The 17,724-nt window shown below is 74.6% G+C and carries 6 protein-coding genes; all 6 read left to right on the plus strand.

Translation table 11 applies throughout. The annotated features are described in order from the left end of the window. Positions 1-159: 159 nt before the first annotated feature. Genes BM339_RS21705 through BM339_RS21730 form a run of 6 tightly spaced genes read left to right on the plus strand, consistent with a single transcriptional unit; the run spans position 160 to position 17,722 of the window. Positions 160-5,172, plus strand: a complete 5,013-nt coding sequence (locus BM339_RS21705; RefSeq protein ID WP_075022016.1) for a non-ribosomal peptide synthetase — start codon at positions 160-162, stop codon at positions 5,170-5,172. Further along, positions 5,169-10,466, plus strand: coding sequence for a type I polyketide synthase (locus BM339_RS21710; RefSeq protein WP_075022017.1), 5,298 nt, complete (start codon positions 5,169-5,171; stop codon positions 10,464-10,466). The genes BM339_RS21705 and BM339_RS21710 overlap by 4 nt, the downstream gene beginning before the upstream one ends. Continuing rightward, positions 10,466-13,528 carry a non-ribosomal peptide synthetase gene (locus BM339_RS21715; RefSeq protein WP_075022018.1) on the plus strand — a complete coding sequence of 1,021 codons (3,063 nt, stop codon included), beginning with the start codon at positions 10,466-10,468 and terminating at the stop codon, positions 13,526-13,528. The genes BM339_RS21710 and BM339_RS21715 overlap by 1 nt, the downstream gene beginning before the upstream one ends. Next, positions 13,525-14,295, plus strand: a complete 771-nt coding sequence (locus BM339_RS21720; RefSeq protein ID WP_083597818.1) for a thioesterase II family protein — start codon at positions 13,525-13,527, stop codon at positions 14,293-14,295. Before BM339_RS21715 ends, BM339_RS21720 begins: the two co-directional genes overlap by 4 nt. Beyond that, positions 14,292-17,390 carry a non-ribosomal peptide synthetase gene (locus tag BM339_RS21725; protein WP_075022019.1) on the plus strand — a complete coding sequence of 1,033 codons (3,099 nt, stop codon included), beginning with the start codon at positions 14,292-14,294 and terminating at the stop codon, positions 17,388-17,390. The genes BM339_RS21720 and BM339_RS21725 overlap by 4 nt, the downstream gene beginning before the upstream one ends. Further along, entirely contained in the window at positions 17,387-17,722 is a 336-nt protein-coding gene (locus BM339_RS21730; RefSeq protein ID WP_021595792.1) for an acyl carrier protein, read from the plus strand. The genes BM339_RS21725 and BM339_RS21730 overlap by 4 nt, the downstream gene beginning before the upstream one ends. Positions 17,723-17,724: the final 2 nt, after the last annotated feature.

The following is a 17,724-nucleotide window of genomic DNA, read 5'->3' on the forward strand; positions in this document are numbered from 1 at the left end:
CGACGGTCCGATGGCCGCGGGACCACCGGTCCATCGCGGCCCCAGTCTCGCCGCGCCCGGGACCAGCGGACATGTCCCGCAAACTCGTGACAGGCAGATGTCAGGCGCCGGTGGTTAGCGTGCCAGAAGCCCGTCCGCCGAGTCCGAGAAAGCCTGTTGATGCCACGCGACCTCACCGCCGCCGACCGTGCCTGGCCGCCCGCGGGCGCACGCGCCGCCGGGCCGACCGTCCCGGACCGGTTCACCGCCGTCGCCGCCCGGCACCCCGGCCGGATCGCAGTGGTCTCGGACGGGCGGCGGATCACCTACGGCGAGCTCGACGCACGCATCGACCTGCTGGCGCGCAGGCTCGTACGGGCCGGCGTGAGGCGGGACGCCGTCGTCGCCGTCGTCACCGAGGACGGCGGCGCCGACTCCGTGGTCGCGGCGTTCGCGGCGTGGCGGGCGGGCGGCGCCTACATGCCCGTGGACCCGGCGTCTCCCGCGGCACGAATCCGGCGGATGCTCGCCGGCGTCTCCCCGGCCGCCCTCGTCGGCGCCCCGGACCTGGTGCGCGCCGCCGGCGTCGGGACCGGCGTGATCGAGGTGCCGCACGCCGGGCGCCCACCACGGCGGCGCCGGCCGGAGACGTCCACGCACCTGGACGACCTCGCCTACGTCATCCACACCTCCGGGTCCACCGGGGAGCCGAAAGCGGTCGCCGTGCCGCATCGCGCGCTCGCCGCCGCGTACGCCGGCTGGGCCGCCGAGTACGACCTGCTGGACTCGCCCCGCACGTGCCTGCAGGGCGCCGGCCCGGCGTTCGACGTGCACATCGCGGACATCGTGCGGGCGCTGTGTTCCGGCGGGCGCCTGGTGCTGTGCCGGCAGGCCACGCTGCTCGATCCCGCGGCGCTGTGGCGGCTGCTGACGACCGAATCCGTGGACACGCTCGAACTGACGCCCTCGGTGATCCGGCTGCTGGTCGAGTGGATGTCCGACACGGGCGCGCGCCTCGACCGCGTCCGGTTGTTCATCTCCGGCGGCGAGCAGTGGCGGACCGAGGAGTTCCGCCGGCTGGCGCCGCTGCTGGCGCCGACCACGCGCATCGTGAACTCCTACGGGGTGGCCGAAGCCGGCATCGACAGCACCTACCACGAGGTGACCGAGGAATCCGTGGAGACGGACGCCGTCCCGATCGGCCGTCCCTTCCCCGGGGTCGAGGTGGCGGTCCTCGACCCGGGCGGGAACGAGGTCCCCCCGGGCGCCGTGGGTGAGCTCCACCTCGGCGGTCCCAGCCTGGCCCGCGGTTATCACGGACGGCCCGCGGAGACGGCGCAGCGCTTCCTCCCGGACGGGGCGGGCGGGCGCAGGTACCGTACCGGCGATCTCGTGCGGCGGCGAGCGGACGGGGCACTGGTCCATGTCGGCAGGTCCGACAACGAGGTCAAAGTCCGCGGTGTGCGGGTCGGCCTCGACGGCGTCGAAGCGACGCTGCGGCGGCATTCCGAGGTGCGCGACGCCGCCGTCCTGCTGGAGCGCGTCGGCGGGCAGGGCGTCCTGATCGCCCATGTCGTCGCGGCGGCCGCGCCGCCCCCGCCCGGCCTCGGCGACACGCTCAAGCGGTACCTGGCGGAGTCGCTGCCGCCTGCGGCCGTGCCCGCTGAGGTCCGGGTCCATGGCGCCCTTCCGCTCAGCGCGTCCGGGAAGGTGGACCGGCGAGCGCTCGCCTCCGGCGCCGAGCCGGCTGTGACCGCGTTCCGGCCGGCCGACGACATCGAGCGTACGCTGGGCGAGCAGTGGGCGCTGCTGGTCGGCCGCCCGCCGCGGACCGCGACGGAGAGTCTCTTCCAGGCCGGGGGCGACTCGCTCACGGCGGCCAGGCTGGCGATCGCCATCCGGCGGGAGCTTTCGGTCGAGGTCTCCGCGAGCACCGTCCTGACCGGCCCCACGATCCGGCAGCTCGCCGCCGCGGTACAGGCGGCCGACCCGGTCGCGCCGGTGGCCCCGTCCGGCCCCGTCTCCGCGGCGCCGTTCACGCTCGGCCAGCACAGTCTCTGGCTTCTGCACCAGCTCGACCCCGCCGACCCCGCCTACCACCTCCCCACGGTGGTGCGACTGACCGGCGACCTGCGGGTGAACGCGCTGCGCTCGGCGCTGGACGCGCTGATCGCCAGACATGACGCGCTGCGCTGCCACGTGCACGTCGCCGTGAACGGCCCCGAACTCACCGTGCGCGACCCGATGCCGTGCCCGTTCGAGGTCGTCGACGCCGGGGGGCGGCCCGGCGAGACGATCGAGCGGTTCGTCGGACGGCCGTTCGACCTGACCTGCGCTCCGCTGATCCGCGCGGCCCTGGTACGGCACGACGGCGACCTCCACGATCTCGTCATCGTGGTGCACCACCTGGTGTTCGACGACTGGTCCGAACGGGTGCTGCTCCGCGAGCTCGGCCGGCTGTACTCGGCCGCCGTCACCGGCACCGCCCCAGACCTTCCCCGGCTGAGCATCGGCAGCGCCGAGCTGGCCGTCCGGCGTGCCGCGGTCGCGAACGGGTCGGCGGGCGCCCCGCAGCGCGAGTACTGGCGCCGGACGCTCGCCGATCCGCCGGCGCCGCCGGCGCTGCCCGCCCCGGCCACCGGCCCGGCGGCCGGCGGGCCCGGCCGGCACGCGGTGCGCCTCGACGCGGCGCTGGCCGGTCGGATCCGCCGGATCGCCGGCGCGCACCAGGTCACCCCGTACGTCCTGCTGCTCGCCGGGCTGTCGGTGCTGCTGCGGCGCTGGTCCGGTGAGCGGGACCTGATCGTCGGCGTTCCGCTCGGCCATCGGGACCGTCCGGAGACCCTGGACATGATCGGATTCCTGGTCGCCACGCTGCCGCTGCGCCTGACGGTGGACGATCGGGCGACGTTCGGCGACCTGCTGTCCGCGACCGGCCGCGCCCTCGCGGAGGGCGCGGGCAACGCCGAGGTCCCCGTCGATCGGATCCTGCATGATCTGCGCAGCGGCGCCCGCCGGCGCAACCAGCTCTTCCGGGTGTGGTTCAACTGGCTCGGCGCACCCGCCGCCCCGCCCTCGATGACCGGCCTCATCACCGAGCTGGCCGAGCCGCCGGTGCCGGGCGCGCTGTTCGATCTGTCCATCTACGTCGCCGAACACGGCGACGAGCTCCGGCTGGACCTCGTGTACGACACCGCCGCCCTCGACGCCGGGCACGCGGTCGCGTTCCTCGACCAGTTCGTCGCGCTGCTCGAACGGTTCTGCCGCGCTCCGGACCGCCCGGTGGCCCACCACGTGCCGGGTGCCGGTGCGCGGCCCCCCGCGGACCTGCGCACGCGGCCCCCGGACCTGGTGCGGGCGCTGGCCGACACCGTCGCCGGCCACCGCGACGGCATCGCGGTCCGCGACGCCTCCGGCCGCGGCACCTCCTACGGCGAGCTCTACGCGGCGGCCGCCGAGCAGAGCACGGCGCTGGTCGCCGCCGGCGTCCGGGCGGGCGACACCGTTCCGGTCCTCGCCGCCCGCGTACCGGAACTGGTGACCGCCATGCTCGGTGTGCTGGGCGCCGGAGCGGCCTTCGCCGTTCTCGACGCAGGGCATCCGGCCGCCCGGCTCGCCGAACAACTGGCGGTACTCGACGCCCCCGTCGGCATCACGGTGGCCGGCCCCGTTTCCGGCGAGCTGCGCGAGACGACGGCCACATGGCTCGTCCCGCCGCCACCGCGTTCGGCGGCCTCGTGGCCGGTGCGCGACCCCGACCCGCGCCGGCACACCTACGCGGCGTTCACCTCGGGCACGACCGGGTACGCGCAGCCGGTGCGCGCCGGGCAGCCGCCGCTGGCCAACTTCCTGTCCTGGTACACGGAACGGTTCGCCATCGACGCCGCGGACCGCTTCGCCCTCCTTTCGGGGCTCGGTCACGACCCTCTGCTGCGTGACGTGCTGACCCCCCTGTGGGCCGGTGCCACCCTGTGCGTACCGCCCGACCTCCTTCGCAGGCCCGTCGAGCTTCTGGACTGGCTGGCCGCCGAGTCCGTGACGGTCCTGCACGCGACCCCCGCGCTGTGCCGCCTGCTCAGCCTGCCGCTAGCCGTCCCGCCACTGCCCGAGCTCCGGCTGCTGTGCTGCGCCGGCGATCTGCTCATGGCCGGGGATCTCCCGGGCATCCGCCGGTGGGCGCCGAACGCCACGGTCATCAACGGGTACGGGACGACCGAGACGCCGCAGATCGTCGGCTTCGCCGTGGTCGCGGAGTCCGGCGCCCTGCCGGCGGCGTCGGTGCTTCCGGTCGGCCGCGGCGTGCCGGGAGCGGAACTGCTCGTCGTCGACGGATCGGGGCGGCCGGCCGCGATCGGTGAACTCGGCACGGTGACCGTCCGAAGCCCGTACCTCGCCGACGCGTACGCCGGCGCGCTGCCCGGACGCGCCGGCGATCCGATCCCGGGCCACCACCGGTTCGCGACCGGCGACATCGGGCGTCTCGGGCCCGACGGTCAGGTCACGGTGCTCGGGCGGACCGGGTCCCAGATACAGGTTCGCGGGTTCCGCGTCGAGCTGGCGGAGATCGACCGCCGGCTGCGCGTCCACCCGGACGTCCGGGACGCCGCGGCTACCGGCCGCCCTGGACCCGACGGCGAGGCCCGGATCGTCGCTCATCTGGTCGCGGAACCGGGCACGGCACCGACGCTCGGCTCGATCCGCGCGCACCTCCGCCGGACTGTGCCCGACCACATGCTGCCGGCCGCGGTCCACCTCGTGCCGCAGATCCCGCTGACCCGCAACGGAAAGGTGGACCGCGCGCGGCTCGGCGACGCTCCGGGCGCGGTGCCCGCCCCGGCCCGGCCCTCTGCGGCCACCGCGCCGCGGACCGAGCTGGAACGAACCATCACCGCAGTGTGGGAGGAGGTTCTCGGACATGACCGGGTCGGTGCGGAGGAGAACTTCTTCGACCTGGGCGCGACCTCGCTGCTCTTGACCAAGGCGCACGTCCGCCTCCAGCAGGTGACCGCCCGCGCGTTCCCCGTCACCGTCCTGTTCGAGCACACGACCGTCCGCGGTCTCGCCGGCTACCTGGCCGGCGAGGAGGCCGAGTCACCGCGGCCGGTGACCCGGCGGGCGCGGTACCTCGCGGAGGTTCGCGGCCGGCGGCTCGCCGCCCGCTCCGCGGCTTGCCCGAAGGAGACGAGTACATGAGCAACCACACCGACGGCATCGCCCTGATCGGGCTGGCCGCCCGGCTCCCCGGCGCGGCGGACGCCGCCCGATTCTGGGACAACCTCCGCACCGGGCACGAAGCGGTCCGGTTCCCCTCCGACGAGGAGCTCCTGGCCGCGGGCGTGCCCGCCTCGATGCTGGCCGACAGCGGCTATGTCAAGGCGGTGGCGGAGACGCCCGAACTGGAGATGTTCGACGCGGACTTCTTCGGCTTCACCCCGCGCGACGCCACCCTGCTCGACCCCCAGATCAGGCTCTTCCTGGAGGTCGGGCACACGGCGGTCGAGGACGCCGGGTACGACCCGGCGCGGATCGCCGACGGGGCGGGGGTCTTCGGCGCGGTCGGCGTCAACCGGTACCTGGACCTGCACGTGCGACGCCCCACCGGCTACGAGGCCAACTCCAGCGGGAACGCGGCCCTGAGCACGCTCAGCCATCCGGACTACGCGGCGACTCATCTCGCCTACCGCTTCGGCTTCCGCGGCCCAGCACTGACGGTGTCGACCGCCTGTTCGAGTTCGGCGGTGGCCGTGCATCTCGCCTGCCAGGCACTGCGGACCGGCGAGTGCGACATCGCCGTCGCGGCGGGCAGCGAGGTGGAGATGCCGGCCCATTCCGGCTACCTGTGGGATCCCGGCGGGCCCCTGTCGCCGGACGGGCACGTCCGGCCGTTCGATCATCGCGCCGCCGGCACCGTCTTCGGCACCGGCGCCGGCGCGGTGGTCCTCAAACGGCTGGACGACGCCCTCGCCGACGGCGACCGGGTCCGGGCGGTCATCCGAGCCTCGGCGATGAGCAACGACGGCGCGGCGAAGGCCGGGTTCACCACGCCGGGCGTCTCCGGCCAGGTCCAGGCCGTCCGCGAGGCCATGGTGCTCGCCGGGGTGGAGGCGCCGGACGTCTCGTTCATCGAGGCGCACGCGACGGGCACCCCGCTCGGCGACCCGATCGAGGTGACCGCGCTCGCTCAGGCCCACCGGACCCTCGGCGCCGACCGGATCGACTCCCCCATCGTTCTCGGTTCGGTCAAAGGGAACATCGGTCACCTCGGGCACGCCTCGGGCATCGCATCGCTGATCAAGCTGGTGCTCTGCATCGAGCACGAGCAGCTCGTGCCGACGGTGAACTTCGCCGAGCCCAACCCGCGGCTGTCCCTGGACACGATGCCGTTCGTCATCGGTGACCGGACCACGCCGTGGCCGAGGGACGCCGCGCGGCCCCGGATCGCCGGCCTGAGCTCGTTCGGCTTCGGTGGTACCAATGTCCACCTCGTCGTGCAGGAGGGGCCGCCCGTGCGGCACTCCCCGGCCGCACGGCGGCCACAGGTGATCGTGCTGTCGGCCCGGACACCCGAGGCGGCGCGGGTCTACCAGGAGCGCGCCGCGGCGGCGCTGGACGGCGCCGGCGCCGGGCAGTACGCCGACACGGCCGGTGTGCTGCAGGACGGCCGTACCCGCCACGCGGCCCGGTCCGCCGTGGTGGCGCGGGACGCCGCGGAGGCGGCGCGCACGCTGCCCGCGGCCCCGATCCGCACCGGTGACGCACTTCCCGTGATCTTCGCCTTCCCCGGCCAGGCGGCGCAGTACCCGGCGATGGCCGCCGACCTGCACGGAGCCGACCCGGTTTTCACCGAAGCGATGGACACCTGCCTTGAGGCGTTCGCCCAGCACGGGGTCCGGCTCGAAGGGCACTGGCGGGACCCCGACGCCTCGGCACTCGCCGACACGACCGTCGCCCAGCCGCTGCTGTTCTCGGTCGAGTTCGCGCTGGCCGAGATGTGGCGCTCGTGGGGCATCACCCCCGCCGGAGTGCTCGGGCACAGCATCGGCGAGCTGACCGCGGGCGCCGTCGCGGGCGTCTTCGACCTCCCGGACGCGGTCCGCCTGGTCTGCGCGCGGGCCGAGGCGATGGCCGCCATGCCGCCCGGGGGCTTGGTCGCGGTCAGCGCCGGTGCCGAAGAGGTGTCCGGCCTGCTGCCGGACGAGGTGAGCGTCGCCGTGGTCAACGGTCCGCGGCAGGTCGTGCTGGCGAGTCCCGCCGACCGGCTCGACGAGGTCCAGGCCCTGCTGAGGGAGCGCCGCCTGAACTTTCGCCTGCTCCCGGTCCCGCACGCGTTCCACAGCCCGCACATGGCGCAGGCGGCGACGAAGTTCGACCTGGCGTTCGCGGACGTCCGGTCGCACGAGCCGGCCGTCCCCGTCTTCTCTTCGGCCGCGGGCGGTCCAGCCGGCGCCGAGACGGGGCTGGCGCGGTTCTGGTCGGACCAGCTGGTCCGACCGGTCCGCTTCGACCTCGCGGTCGACCATCTTCTCGGCGGGAATGACCGGCTGCTGCTCGAAGTCGGCCCCGGGCATACGCTGACCAGGCTCGCCAGAGAGCACCGGGCGGTGCGGGCCGGAACGAGCGGTGCGGTGGCGACGCTGCCGGCGCGTGCGGGGGACGACGAGCTTCTCTCGGTGCTGGAAGCCGCCGCCGCCCTCTGGACGGAAGGGCACGAGCTCAATTGGGCGGCCGTCCGGCAGCGGGAGGCGTTCCACCGCCTGCCGGCGCCTACCTACCCTTACCGGCGAAGCCGGCACTGGCTGCCGCTGCGCGGCACGGTGCCGGACCGAACGCCGGAGGAGGGCGGTGAAGGCGCCGTCGCGCCCGAGCCGGAGGACGTCGCGGCCGGCCACGACGGGGTGACCCCGTTCACGACCGCGACCTGGGTCGAGGAACCGCGCCCCGCGAACCGGCGAACCGGTGCGGGCGCACCCGCGGTGGCCGTCGTGCCGGCCGATCACGAGGCGTCGCTGCCGGTCCTGCTGGCGCTGCGGCAGGCCGGCTACCGGCCCGTGGTGGTCCGCCCCGGCGCCGCCTTCGCCGAGGAGGGCGAAGAATTCCGGGTCCGCCTCGACCGGCCGGAGCAGTTCGGCAACGTCCTCACCGCGCTCGCCGACCGCGGGAAGCGGCCGGCGCTCCTGGTGCACGCGCTGTCGATGGCGGTCCTCGACCGGCCGAGCAGGACGAACCTGGACGAGCAGCTCGACAGCACGCTGCACAGCCTTGTGGCGCTCGTCCAGCACGGCGGCCGGCACAGCCCGGAGGCGGATCTGCTGGTGCTGGCCGGTCGATCGGTCGACCTCACCGGCGCCGAACCGCTCGACCCGGCGAAGGCCGCACTGCACGGGGCGGTCCGCAGCCTCGCCATGGAGACGCCCGACCTCACCTGCCGGCTGGTCGACGTCAGCGACCCCGTGCGCGAGGAGGACCTCGCCGCCGAGATCACCGCCACCGGCACCGACCGGGTCGTGGCGTTGCGCGGGCCCGGCCGATGGGTTCGGACCGATCGGCTCTACACGCCGGACGCTCCCGCCGCGCCGGCCGTCCGCAGGGGCGGCGTCTACGTGCTGACCGGAGGGCTCGGCGATCTCGGACTGGCCGTGGCCGGCGCGCTCGCCGACACCGGGTTGCGCCCGCACCTGGTCCTGCTCGGCCGGCACGGGATCGCCGCGGACGACGAGCGCCGCCGGGCGCGGGTCGCCGCGCTGGAGGCCGCCGGGGCGACGGTCTCGGTGGAGGAGTGCGACGTGGGCGACCACCGGAGCATGCGCCGCGTGCTGGACATCCTGCGCACCCGGCACGGAGCGGTGCACGGGATCGTCCATCTGGCAGGCGTCGCGGGAGGCGGCACGCTGCTCGGCCGCGACCGGGACGACACGGCGGCGGTGCTGTGGCCGAAGGCGATGGGCATGGTGGTGCTGGCCGAGTTGCTCGCCGACCAGCCGCCGCTCGACTTCTTCGTGACGTTCTCCAGCCGAGCCGCCGTCGACGGGCTGCTCGGCGGGGCCGACTACGCCGCGGCGAACGCGTTCGCCGACGCGCAGAGCCGCCTCATGGCGCGCGCCGGGATCCCGGCGGTGAGCCTCAACTGGCCTGCCTGGCACACGGTCGGCATGGCCGTCCGGCCGGAACCGGCGCCCGAGGGCTCCCGGACGTGGTCGGCGGTCCTTGATCCCCGCGAGCACCCGGTCCTCGACGAGCACCGGATCGACGGCGTTCCCGTGCTCCCCGGCACCGGTCACCTCGACCTCGTCGTCCGGGCGTACCGCGAGGTCATCGAGCCGCACGCGGGACCGCTGCGGCTCACCGACGTGGTCTTCCAGCGGCCCCTCCCGGTGCCCGAGGCGCGGCAGGTGGAGGTGCTGTTCCGGCCGGACGGCCCGGGCTGGCGCTTCGCCGTGGGATCCACGCCGGCGACCGGTGCCGGCGGCGAGAACGTCCGGTATGCGACCGGCTGCGTGGTCTCGATGGACGCGGACGAGATCGCGACGCCACCCGGCCCCGGCGCGTCGCTCCAGAATCTGCGGGAACGGCTCACCGCCCCGTCGCCCGACCACGGCGAGGAAGACCATCCGCGGCTGTTCGCCGTCGGCCCGCGCTGGGACATCGTCCGCGGTGTCACGACCGGGCCGGACCACGGCGACGAACTGCTCATCGAGCTGGCCCTGCCCGAGGCGTTCCAGCCGGATCTCGACGTCCATCCGCTGCACCCCGCCGTGCTGGACTGCGCGACCTCCGCGGTACGCCGCCCGGCCGCCGACGGCCTGAGCCTGCCGTTCGGCTACGAGTCGCTCGAACTCCACGCCGACCTGCCCGCCGAGTCGGTCAGCCACATCCGCAGGCGTCCCTCCGGTGCCGGCCTCATCGTCGCGGACATCGACCTCTACACCGCGGGCGGGAGCCTCGTGGCGCGGATCGCCGGGTTCAGCATGCGGCAGGTCATCGACGGCACCTTCCTCCCAGACGAGGGCCCGGTCGACGGCATCGCGCCCGAGCACGGCGGCGCGCTGTTCCTGTCGCTGCTCGGGACCAGGCACCCGTACCAGGTGTCGGTGCGGCCCCACGTCAACGGTGTGCCGGTGCGCACCACGGTGATCGCGGGGGCACCGACCCTCCCGCCACCGCGAGTGACGGAGCCGGGAGCGCCGACGCCTTCGTCGCGGGTGGCGGCCCCGGTCGCGGCACCGGCGGCGACGCCGGTCGCGGCAGCGGTGACCTCCGGATCGGTGCGGGACCGCCTGGCGGCGCTGTGGGAGCGCGTGCTCGGCATCGCCCCGTCCGGCGAACTCGCCGACTTCTTCGAACTCGGCGGCAACTCGCTCAGCGCCGTCGAGCTGATGTCGGAGATCCGCGCCGAGTTCGGCATCCGGACCGGCATCGTCACCCTGTTCGACCACCCGACGCTCGGCGCGCTGGCGGAGATCATCGCGGCGGAAGGCGCGGCGACCTGATGGCGATCACCGAGCGGGACACGCCGATCTCCGACAAGGAGCGCGCCCAGTGGATGCTGCACCGGCTCGTTCCCGAGCACGGCATCTGCAACGTCGGCTTCGCGGTGAAGGTGCCGGCGCGGCTGCGCTGGTGGCCGCTGCGAGAAGCGCTCGACCACGTGGTGCGGCGGCATCCGGCCTTGCGAACGTCCATCCAGCCCGTCGGGCACGAGCTGCGCAAACGGTTCCTTGCCGCCGACGAGGCGACGGTGCCGCTAGAGGTGCACCAGGGCACCGCTGAGGAGGTGACGGAACTCGTCACCGGCCTGATCGCCGAACGCATGGACCTCGACCGCCCTCCGCTGGTCAGGGCGCACATGATCATGTTGCCGGACGCGACCGTGGTGTGCGTCGTCCTCCATCACCTCGTCGTCGACGACGTCACCACGCGGATAGTGACGCGGGAGACGGCGGCCTTGTACGACGCGTACGCCGACGGCGACACCTCACCCCAGCTGCCCGCGCCCGCTCCGCCGCAGGTCGAGCCGGCGCCGGACGCGGCGGCGATCGAGTTCTGGACCGAGCATCTGGCGGGCATCGATCCGGAGCGCCTCGCTCTCGCGGGCGCCCGGCCCGTCCCCGACCGGCCGACCTTCGCCGCGGCGCGGCTCGACCGCACACTGTCCGAGGAGGCCGGCGAGGCGGTCGCCCGGCTCCGGTCCCGCACCAGGACGACCGACAACATCGTCCTGCTCGCCGCGTACTACCTGCTGCTCGCCGGCCACGGGGCCGGCCCGGACCTCGCGGTCGGTGTCCCGGTGACCACCCGACGGGGCAGTGCGCGGAACGACGCCGCCGGCTTCCACGCCAACATCCTGCCCATCCGGGTGCGAGTCGACCTCGGCACCGACTTCGCCACCCTCGTCCGGACGACCAGGGACGCCTTCCTCGGCGGGCTCGAACACGGACACGCCTCGTTCGAGTCGGTGCGGCACGCCCTGGACACCAGGTCGGCCGACTGGCGGGCGCCGCTGTTCCGCCAGTCGTTCAACTACCGTCCGGCCGGGCCGGACGAGCTGACCATGGCCGGCCGGCCCGTCGAGTACGTCGACGCGTGGCACGGGCTGAGCCGGCTCGACCTGGAGCTGATCGTCCAGGCGGGCCCGCCCTTCGAGCTCACCGCCGTCTACAGCACCGAGGCGCACGGCCACGAGGACGTCGCCGACCTTCTCGACCGGTACGAGAACCTGCTGATCGCGCTCGCCTCCGATCCGGACCGGCCCCTGCGCGAGGTCGACGCCCTGCCGGCGGCGGACCGGGCCCTCCTGGCGCGCGTCAACGACACCGCGCGGCCGTGGCCGGCCGGGACCGTCCCGGACATGATCAGCGATCGTGCCCGGCGGACTCCCGGCGCTCCGGCCGTCGACGAGCTGACCTACGGCGAGCTCGCCGGCCTGGCCGCGGGGGTGCGCGACGCGCTGCTCGCCCGTGGGGTCGCCCCCGGCGACGTCGTCGGCACGTACGCGGGCCGCGGTCCAGGGCTGGCGGCGGCCGTACTCGGGGTGTGGGCGGCCGGCGCCGCGTACCTGCCGCTGGACCCCGCGCACCCGATCCCCCGCGCCCGGCACGAGCTGGACGACGCCGGAGTGGGTGTCGTGCTCACCGACCGCGATCTTCCGGGTGACCTGGCGGGCGGACGGCACGCCGTCAGGCTGGACACCGTGCCCGGCGGCATACCCGAGACCCGGTCCGCACCGGGTCCCGAGGATGCGCCCGCCTACCTCCTGTACACCTCCGGCTCGACCGGCCGGCCCAAGGGCGTGCTGGTGACCCACGGCAACCTGGCCAACGTGGTCCGCCACTTCGCGGACATGCTCAAGGTGACACCGGGCGACCGGGTGATGTGGCTGACGACGTTCGCGTTCGACATCTCCGCGCTCGAACTGCTCCTCGCGCTGAGCACGGGAGCGCGGGCGGTCGTCGCGGACGACCGCGCCCAGGTCGACCCCGGGGTGCTCGCCTCACTGGTCGAACGCGCGGACGTCACACTGATCCAGGCGACACCGACGACGTGGCGGCAGCTGGTGCCGCGGCTGCGCGGCCGGCTGCGCGGCCGGCGGGTCCTGTGCGGCGGCGAGCCGCTGACGGCGCCGCTGGCCGAGCGGCTGCTCGCCGAGAAGTGCCAGGTGTTCAACGTCTACGGTCCGACCGAGACCACCATCTGGTCCACGGCGGCCGAGCTGGAGCCGCCCGTCCCCGAGCGGGTCCCCATCGGCCGCCCCATCGCCAACACCACTGTCCGGGTCGTGGACGAGCACGGCCGGGCCGCTCCGCCCGGCGTTCCCGGCGAGCTCTGCATCGGCGGGCGCGGAGTGGCGCTCGGATACCTCGGCGACGAGGAACGCACGGGCCGGGTGTTCCGGACGGCCGGCGGGCTCGGCCGGCACTACCGGACCGGCGATGTGGTGCGCCTCCGCCGTGATGGGCAGCTGGAGTTCCTCGGCCGGGTCGACCGGCAGGTGAAGATTCGCGGGCATCGCGTCGAGCTCGGTGAGATCGAGTCGGTCCTCGAACAGCACCCGGGGGTGCGCGCGGCGGCCGCGCTCGCCGAGCCCGACGCCGCCGGCGGTCTCAGGATCGTCGCCGCCGTCCAGGGCGAGATCTCCGCGAGCGACGACCAGATGGAGCGGCTGCGCCGGCACGCGGCCGGGCTGCTGCCCGGCGCCGCCGTTCCTGCCCGGTTCGCCGTGGTGGGAGACATCCCCACCAATGGGAGCGGCAAGGTCGACTACCGTCGGCTCGCGGAGTCGGTCGCGCCGCCCGGCGACGGTCCGGCACCGCAGCCGCCGGCCGACCCGACGACCCGGCTCGTCGTCGAGCTGTGGCGCACCCTTCTCGACCACCCCCGGATCACGGCCGAGTCGAACTTCTTCCTCTGCGGCGGCCATTCGCTCATCGCCGTGGAGCTCGCCGAACGGGTGAACGTCCGGCTCGGCACGGACGTGGACTTCACCGACGTGTTCGCGGCCCCCACGCCGGCGCGGTTCGCGGCCCTGCTGAGCGAACGGAGGCGTCCCCGGTGACCGACCAGGACCAGTACGGCTGGTTCGTGCCGCTCGCGGCGAACGACGGCATGCCGCTGTACGGCTTCCCGCACGCGGGGGCGGGGTGCACGCAGCTCGCGGGGCTCGCCCGCGCGGGTGAGAAGGCCGGCATCTCGCTGTGGTCGGCGAACCTGCCGGGCCGGCAGGGACGGCTGTCCGAACCGCCGATCACGGTGTTCGAGCCGCTGGTCGACGCCCTGGCCCAGGCCCTCATCGAGCGCGTGGACGACCGGCCGTACGCGATGTTCGGCTACTGCGCGGGCGCACTCCTCGCCTACGGGGTGCTCCAGGGCCTGGCCCTGCGCGGCGCGGCCATGCCGAGCCGGTTCGTCGTCGTCTCCTACGACGCCCCCGACATCGCCCGGCGGCCACGGCGCATGGCGCACCTGCCCCGCGAGGAGCTGTGGGCTCGGCTGCGCGACGACGGCGGTGTGCCCGAGTCCCTCGCGGGGGACGCCAGGCTCCGCCAGGTCGCCGAGCCGGCGGTGCGCGCGGACTTCGCGGTGCTCGCCGGCTACCGCCATCGGCCCGCCCCGCCGCTGCCGGTACCGATCACCGTGTGCTTCGGCACCGACGACCCGGACGTCGAGCGGGGCGCGCTGCTCGGCTGGCGCCGGCACAGCTCCGAATCCGTCGACCTGCGCGCGGTCCCGGGTGGTCACTGGCTCGTCGACGACGCGCCCGACGAGCTCGCGGACGCCGTCGCGGCCGTGCCGGCCGACGCGAGCGCCCGGCGGCCGGCATGACCGGCGCCGCCACCCCGCTCGGTACCGGGCTCGATGCGAACGAGCGTGGGCTGTGGGCGTTCCAGCAGCTCGTGCCGCACCGCGGGGTGTCCAACGTGGCCACGGCCATCGAGGTGAGCGGGCCGGCCCGCTGGTGGCCGGTCCGCCGGGCCCTGGAACTCGTGGTCGCCCGGCACCCGGCGCTTCGAAGGTCGTTTCCCGCGGTGAACGGGGTGCCGGTCCGTCGCGAGCACCGGCCGGACGAGGTCGACGTCGAGGTCGAGGTCCATCAGGCCGAACCCGGCGAGCTGGCGGCGGACCTGCGGCGTTTCGCCGCACGGCCGTTCGAGCTCGGCGAGCCCCCGCTGGTCCGCGCCGGCCTGTTCATCCCCGGCCCGGACCAGCATGTGATCTGCGTCGTCGCGCACCACATCGTCACGGACGCGGCCAGCCTCGACACCGTGCTCACCGACCTGCGCCGCGCCTACCTGGCCCTGAGCGGCGGACACGAGCCGCCGATCGCCGCGCCGGTGCCCAGCCGGGCTCGGAGCGGGCAGGATGAGTCCGCGGTGCGGTACTGGCGCGAACGGCTCGCCGGGTTCGACGCCACCGGGATGCGGCTGGAGGAGTCGGCCGCCTCACCGGAGGAACCCGCGTTCTCAGGCGCCGAGCTGGACCGGGTGCTGACCGTGCCCGCCGACATGCTCGCCGGGCTCCGCCGGCGCTGCCGCGCGACCGATTCAGCGATCCTGCTCGCCGCCTTCTACCTGGTGCTCCACGAGCACGGAGCCGCACCCGACGCGGTGGTCGGCGTCATGATGGACACCCGCCCCGAGGACGCCGGCGATGTCGGCCACCACGATGTCGGCTACCACGTGGCGACGGTGCCACTGAGAGTCTCCCTCAACGGCCGGGCCGGATTCGCCGACCTGGTCGCCCGGGTCTCCGGCGAGATCGTCACCGGCAGGGAGAACGGCGCGATGCCCTTCGAACTGCTCGCCACCGCCCGCCCCGACCGCTCGGAACCCGCGTGGTGGCGAGGCGCCCTGGTACGGCACTGCTACAACTTCCGGCCGGAACGGACCTCCGACGAGCCGCTCGGCGACGGCTCCCGCTTCCGGGACGTCCACACCGGCCTGTCCAGGTTCGACCTGGAGCTCGTCGTCCAACCGGTGGCGGGGACGTTGCGCGTCGGCCTCCAGTACGCCACGGAGATCCACGACGCGGCGTTCGCCGAGCGCTTCCTCGACCGGTTCAAGCTGGCGCTCGACCAGGCCGTCGCGGATCCCGGCCTGGCGCTCGCGGACTTCGACCTGCGCACCGCCCGCGACCGGCACGTCGTCACGGTCGCCAACCGGACCGCCGTGCCGTGGCCGGCCCCGCCCACCGTGCTCGACATGATCGTCAAGGCGGCGCGCGACCGGCCCGACGCGGTCGCGATCACGCAGGACGGACGCGCCACCACCTACGGCCGGCTGATGTCCGCCGCGGCGACGGTCCGCGACGCCGTGCTGAGCCACGGCCGCGCGGACCATCCGCTCGTCGCGGTCGCGGCTCCGCGCGGCGCCGGCACCGCCGCCGCGGCGATCGGGGTCTGGGCGGCGGGCGGCTGCTACGTGCCGCTCGACCCCGGCCACCCGCCCCGCCGGCTCCTCCAGCAGCTGGACGAGGCCGGTTGCGCGCTGGTCGTCGGCGGCGACGATATTCCGCCGCGGTGCCTCGACGGGCGGATCCGCGTTCCGCTTCCCGATCCGGCCACGGCGGCGGGCACCGGGCCGGACCGGTTCGAGTACGGCCCGGCCCCCGCCGACCCCGCGTACGTGATCTTCACGTCGGGGTCGACGGGACGGCCGAAAGGCGTCCGGCTGACCCACCGCAACCTGGCGAACGTGGTCCGCCACTTCACCGCCGAGCTCGGCCTGGACGCCTCGGTCGCGATGACATGGCTGACCACGTTCGCGTTCGACATCTCCACCCTCGAACTGTGCCTTCCCCTTGCGGTGGGCGGGCGGGTGGTGGTCGCTCCGGACGAGTCGGCGGCGCGGCCGGCCGAGCTGCTCGACCTCATCGTCCGGGAGCGGGTATCGGTGATCCAGGCGACGCCGACCACGTGGCGGCTGGTCGCCGAGCACGGGACCGGACGGCTGACCGGCCGCACGATCCTGTGCGGTGGGGAACCCCTGCCGTCGCGACTCGCCGGACGGCTCCTGGCGACCGGCGCGCGGGTGTTCAACGTGTACGGCCCGACGGAGACGACCATCTGGTCGACCACCACCGAGATCACCGACCCCGACGCCCGGATCACCATCGGGCGGCCGATCGCCAACACCACCGTCGACATCGTCGACCAGCGCGGCCGGCCCCGGCCGGTCGGTCTGGCCGGCGAGCTGTGCATCGGCGGTGCCGGCGTCGCCTCCGGTTACCACGGCCGCCCGGACCTGACCGCCGAGCGGTTCGGCAACGGTGCCCGGCTCGGCCGGCACTACCGCACCGGCGACCGGGCCCGCTGGCTGCCCGACGGGACCATCGAGCTGCTCGGCCGGGCGGACCGTCAGGTCAAGATCAGGGCGCACCGCATCGAGCTCGGCGAGGTGGAGGCCGCACTGGAGACGCATCCGGACGTCACGACGGCGGCGGCGATCGTGGTCGGCGACTCGGCCGCCGACACCAGGATCACCGCGTTCGTCGTCGCCGATCGGGCCGGGCTGGAGACCGAGCTCTGGAACCACGTGAGCGAGGTGCTGCCCGGCTACGCGGTGCCGAGCGGGATCACGGTGCTCGACGCGCTGCCGACCACGGCCAACGGGAAGGTGGACTACCGTGCGCTGGCCGCACGTCCGGCCGGCCCGCCGGCCCGCGGCGACCACCGGAACGGCGCCGAGGCGACCGACGAGACCGAGGCGGCGCTCATCGCCCTCTGGAGGTCCGTGCTCGGCAGACCCGACCTGGGTCGGGACGCCAACTTCTTCCTGAGCGGCGGGCACTCCTTGCTCGCCGCGCGCCTGGCTCAGATCGCGAGCGACACGTTCGGAACGCCTCTCACCATGGGCGCGGTCTTCCGCGCCCCCACCCCAGCGGCATTCGCGACCCTCGTCCGCAAGGAGGCGGGACGATGACGCACGATGAGCGGCAGCTCGTCACCGCGCTGACCGACTCGATCCGCGAGCAGGTGGGCCGGACGATCCCCGTGGACGCCAGCTTCTTCGAAGCCGGACTGGACTCCGCGGCGATGATCGGCGTGTCCGCCCGTCTGCGGCGACGGATCGGCCGCGAACCGCCCATCTCCGCGTTCTTCGAGCACCCGACCGTGCGCGCTCTCGCCGTGTTCATCGCCGGCTCGGCCGAACCTGCCGATCGAGGAGCCGGCCGGCCGCCCGCGGGCGCCGCCTGGACGCCGTACGACCGGCGCGCGCTTCGAAATCGTCTGCGGCAGCGGAAAGGTTCGTGACC

This window comes from Actinomadura madurae, from assembly GCF_900115095.1.
GTDB classification, from domain to species: domain Bacteria; phylum Actinomycetota; class Actinomycetes; order Streptosporangiales; family Streptosporangiaceae; genus Spirillospora; species Spirillospora madurae.

What these genes read in the sequence shown, in the direction of transcription:
- BM339_RS21730 (WP_021595792.1), top strand. Translation starts at nt 17,387, where the DNA reads ATGACGCACGATGAGCGGCAGCTCGTCACCGCGCTGACCGACTCGATC.
- BM339_RS21725 (WP_075022019.1), top strand. Translation starts at nt 14,292, where the DNA reads ATGACCGGCGCCGCCACCCCGCTCGGTACCGGGCTCGATGCGAACGAG.
- BM339_RS21715 (WP_075022018.1), top strand. Translation starts at nt 10,466, where the DNA reads ATGGCGATCACCGAGCGGGACACGCCGATCTCCGACAAGGAGCGCGCC.
- BM339_RS21705 (WP_075022016.1), top strand. Translation starts at nt 160, where the DNA reads ATGCCACGCGACCTCACCGCCGCCGACCGTGCCTGGCCGCCCGCGGGC.
- BM339_RS21710 (WP_075022017.1), top strand. Translation starts at nt 5,169, where the DNA reads ATGAGCAACCACACCGACGGCATCGCCCTGATCGGGCTGGCCGCCCGG.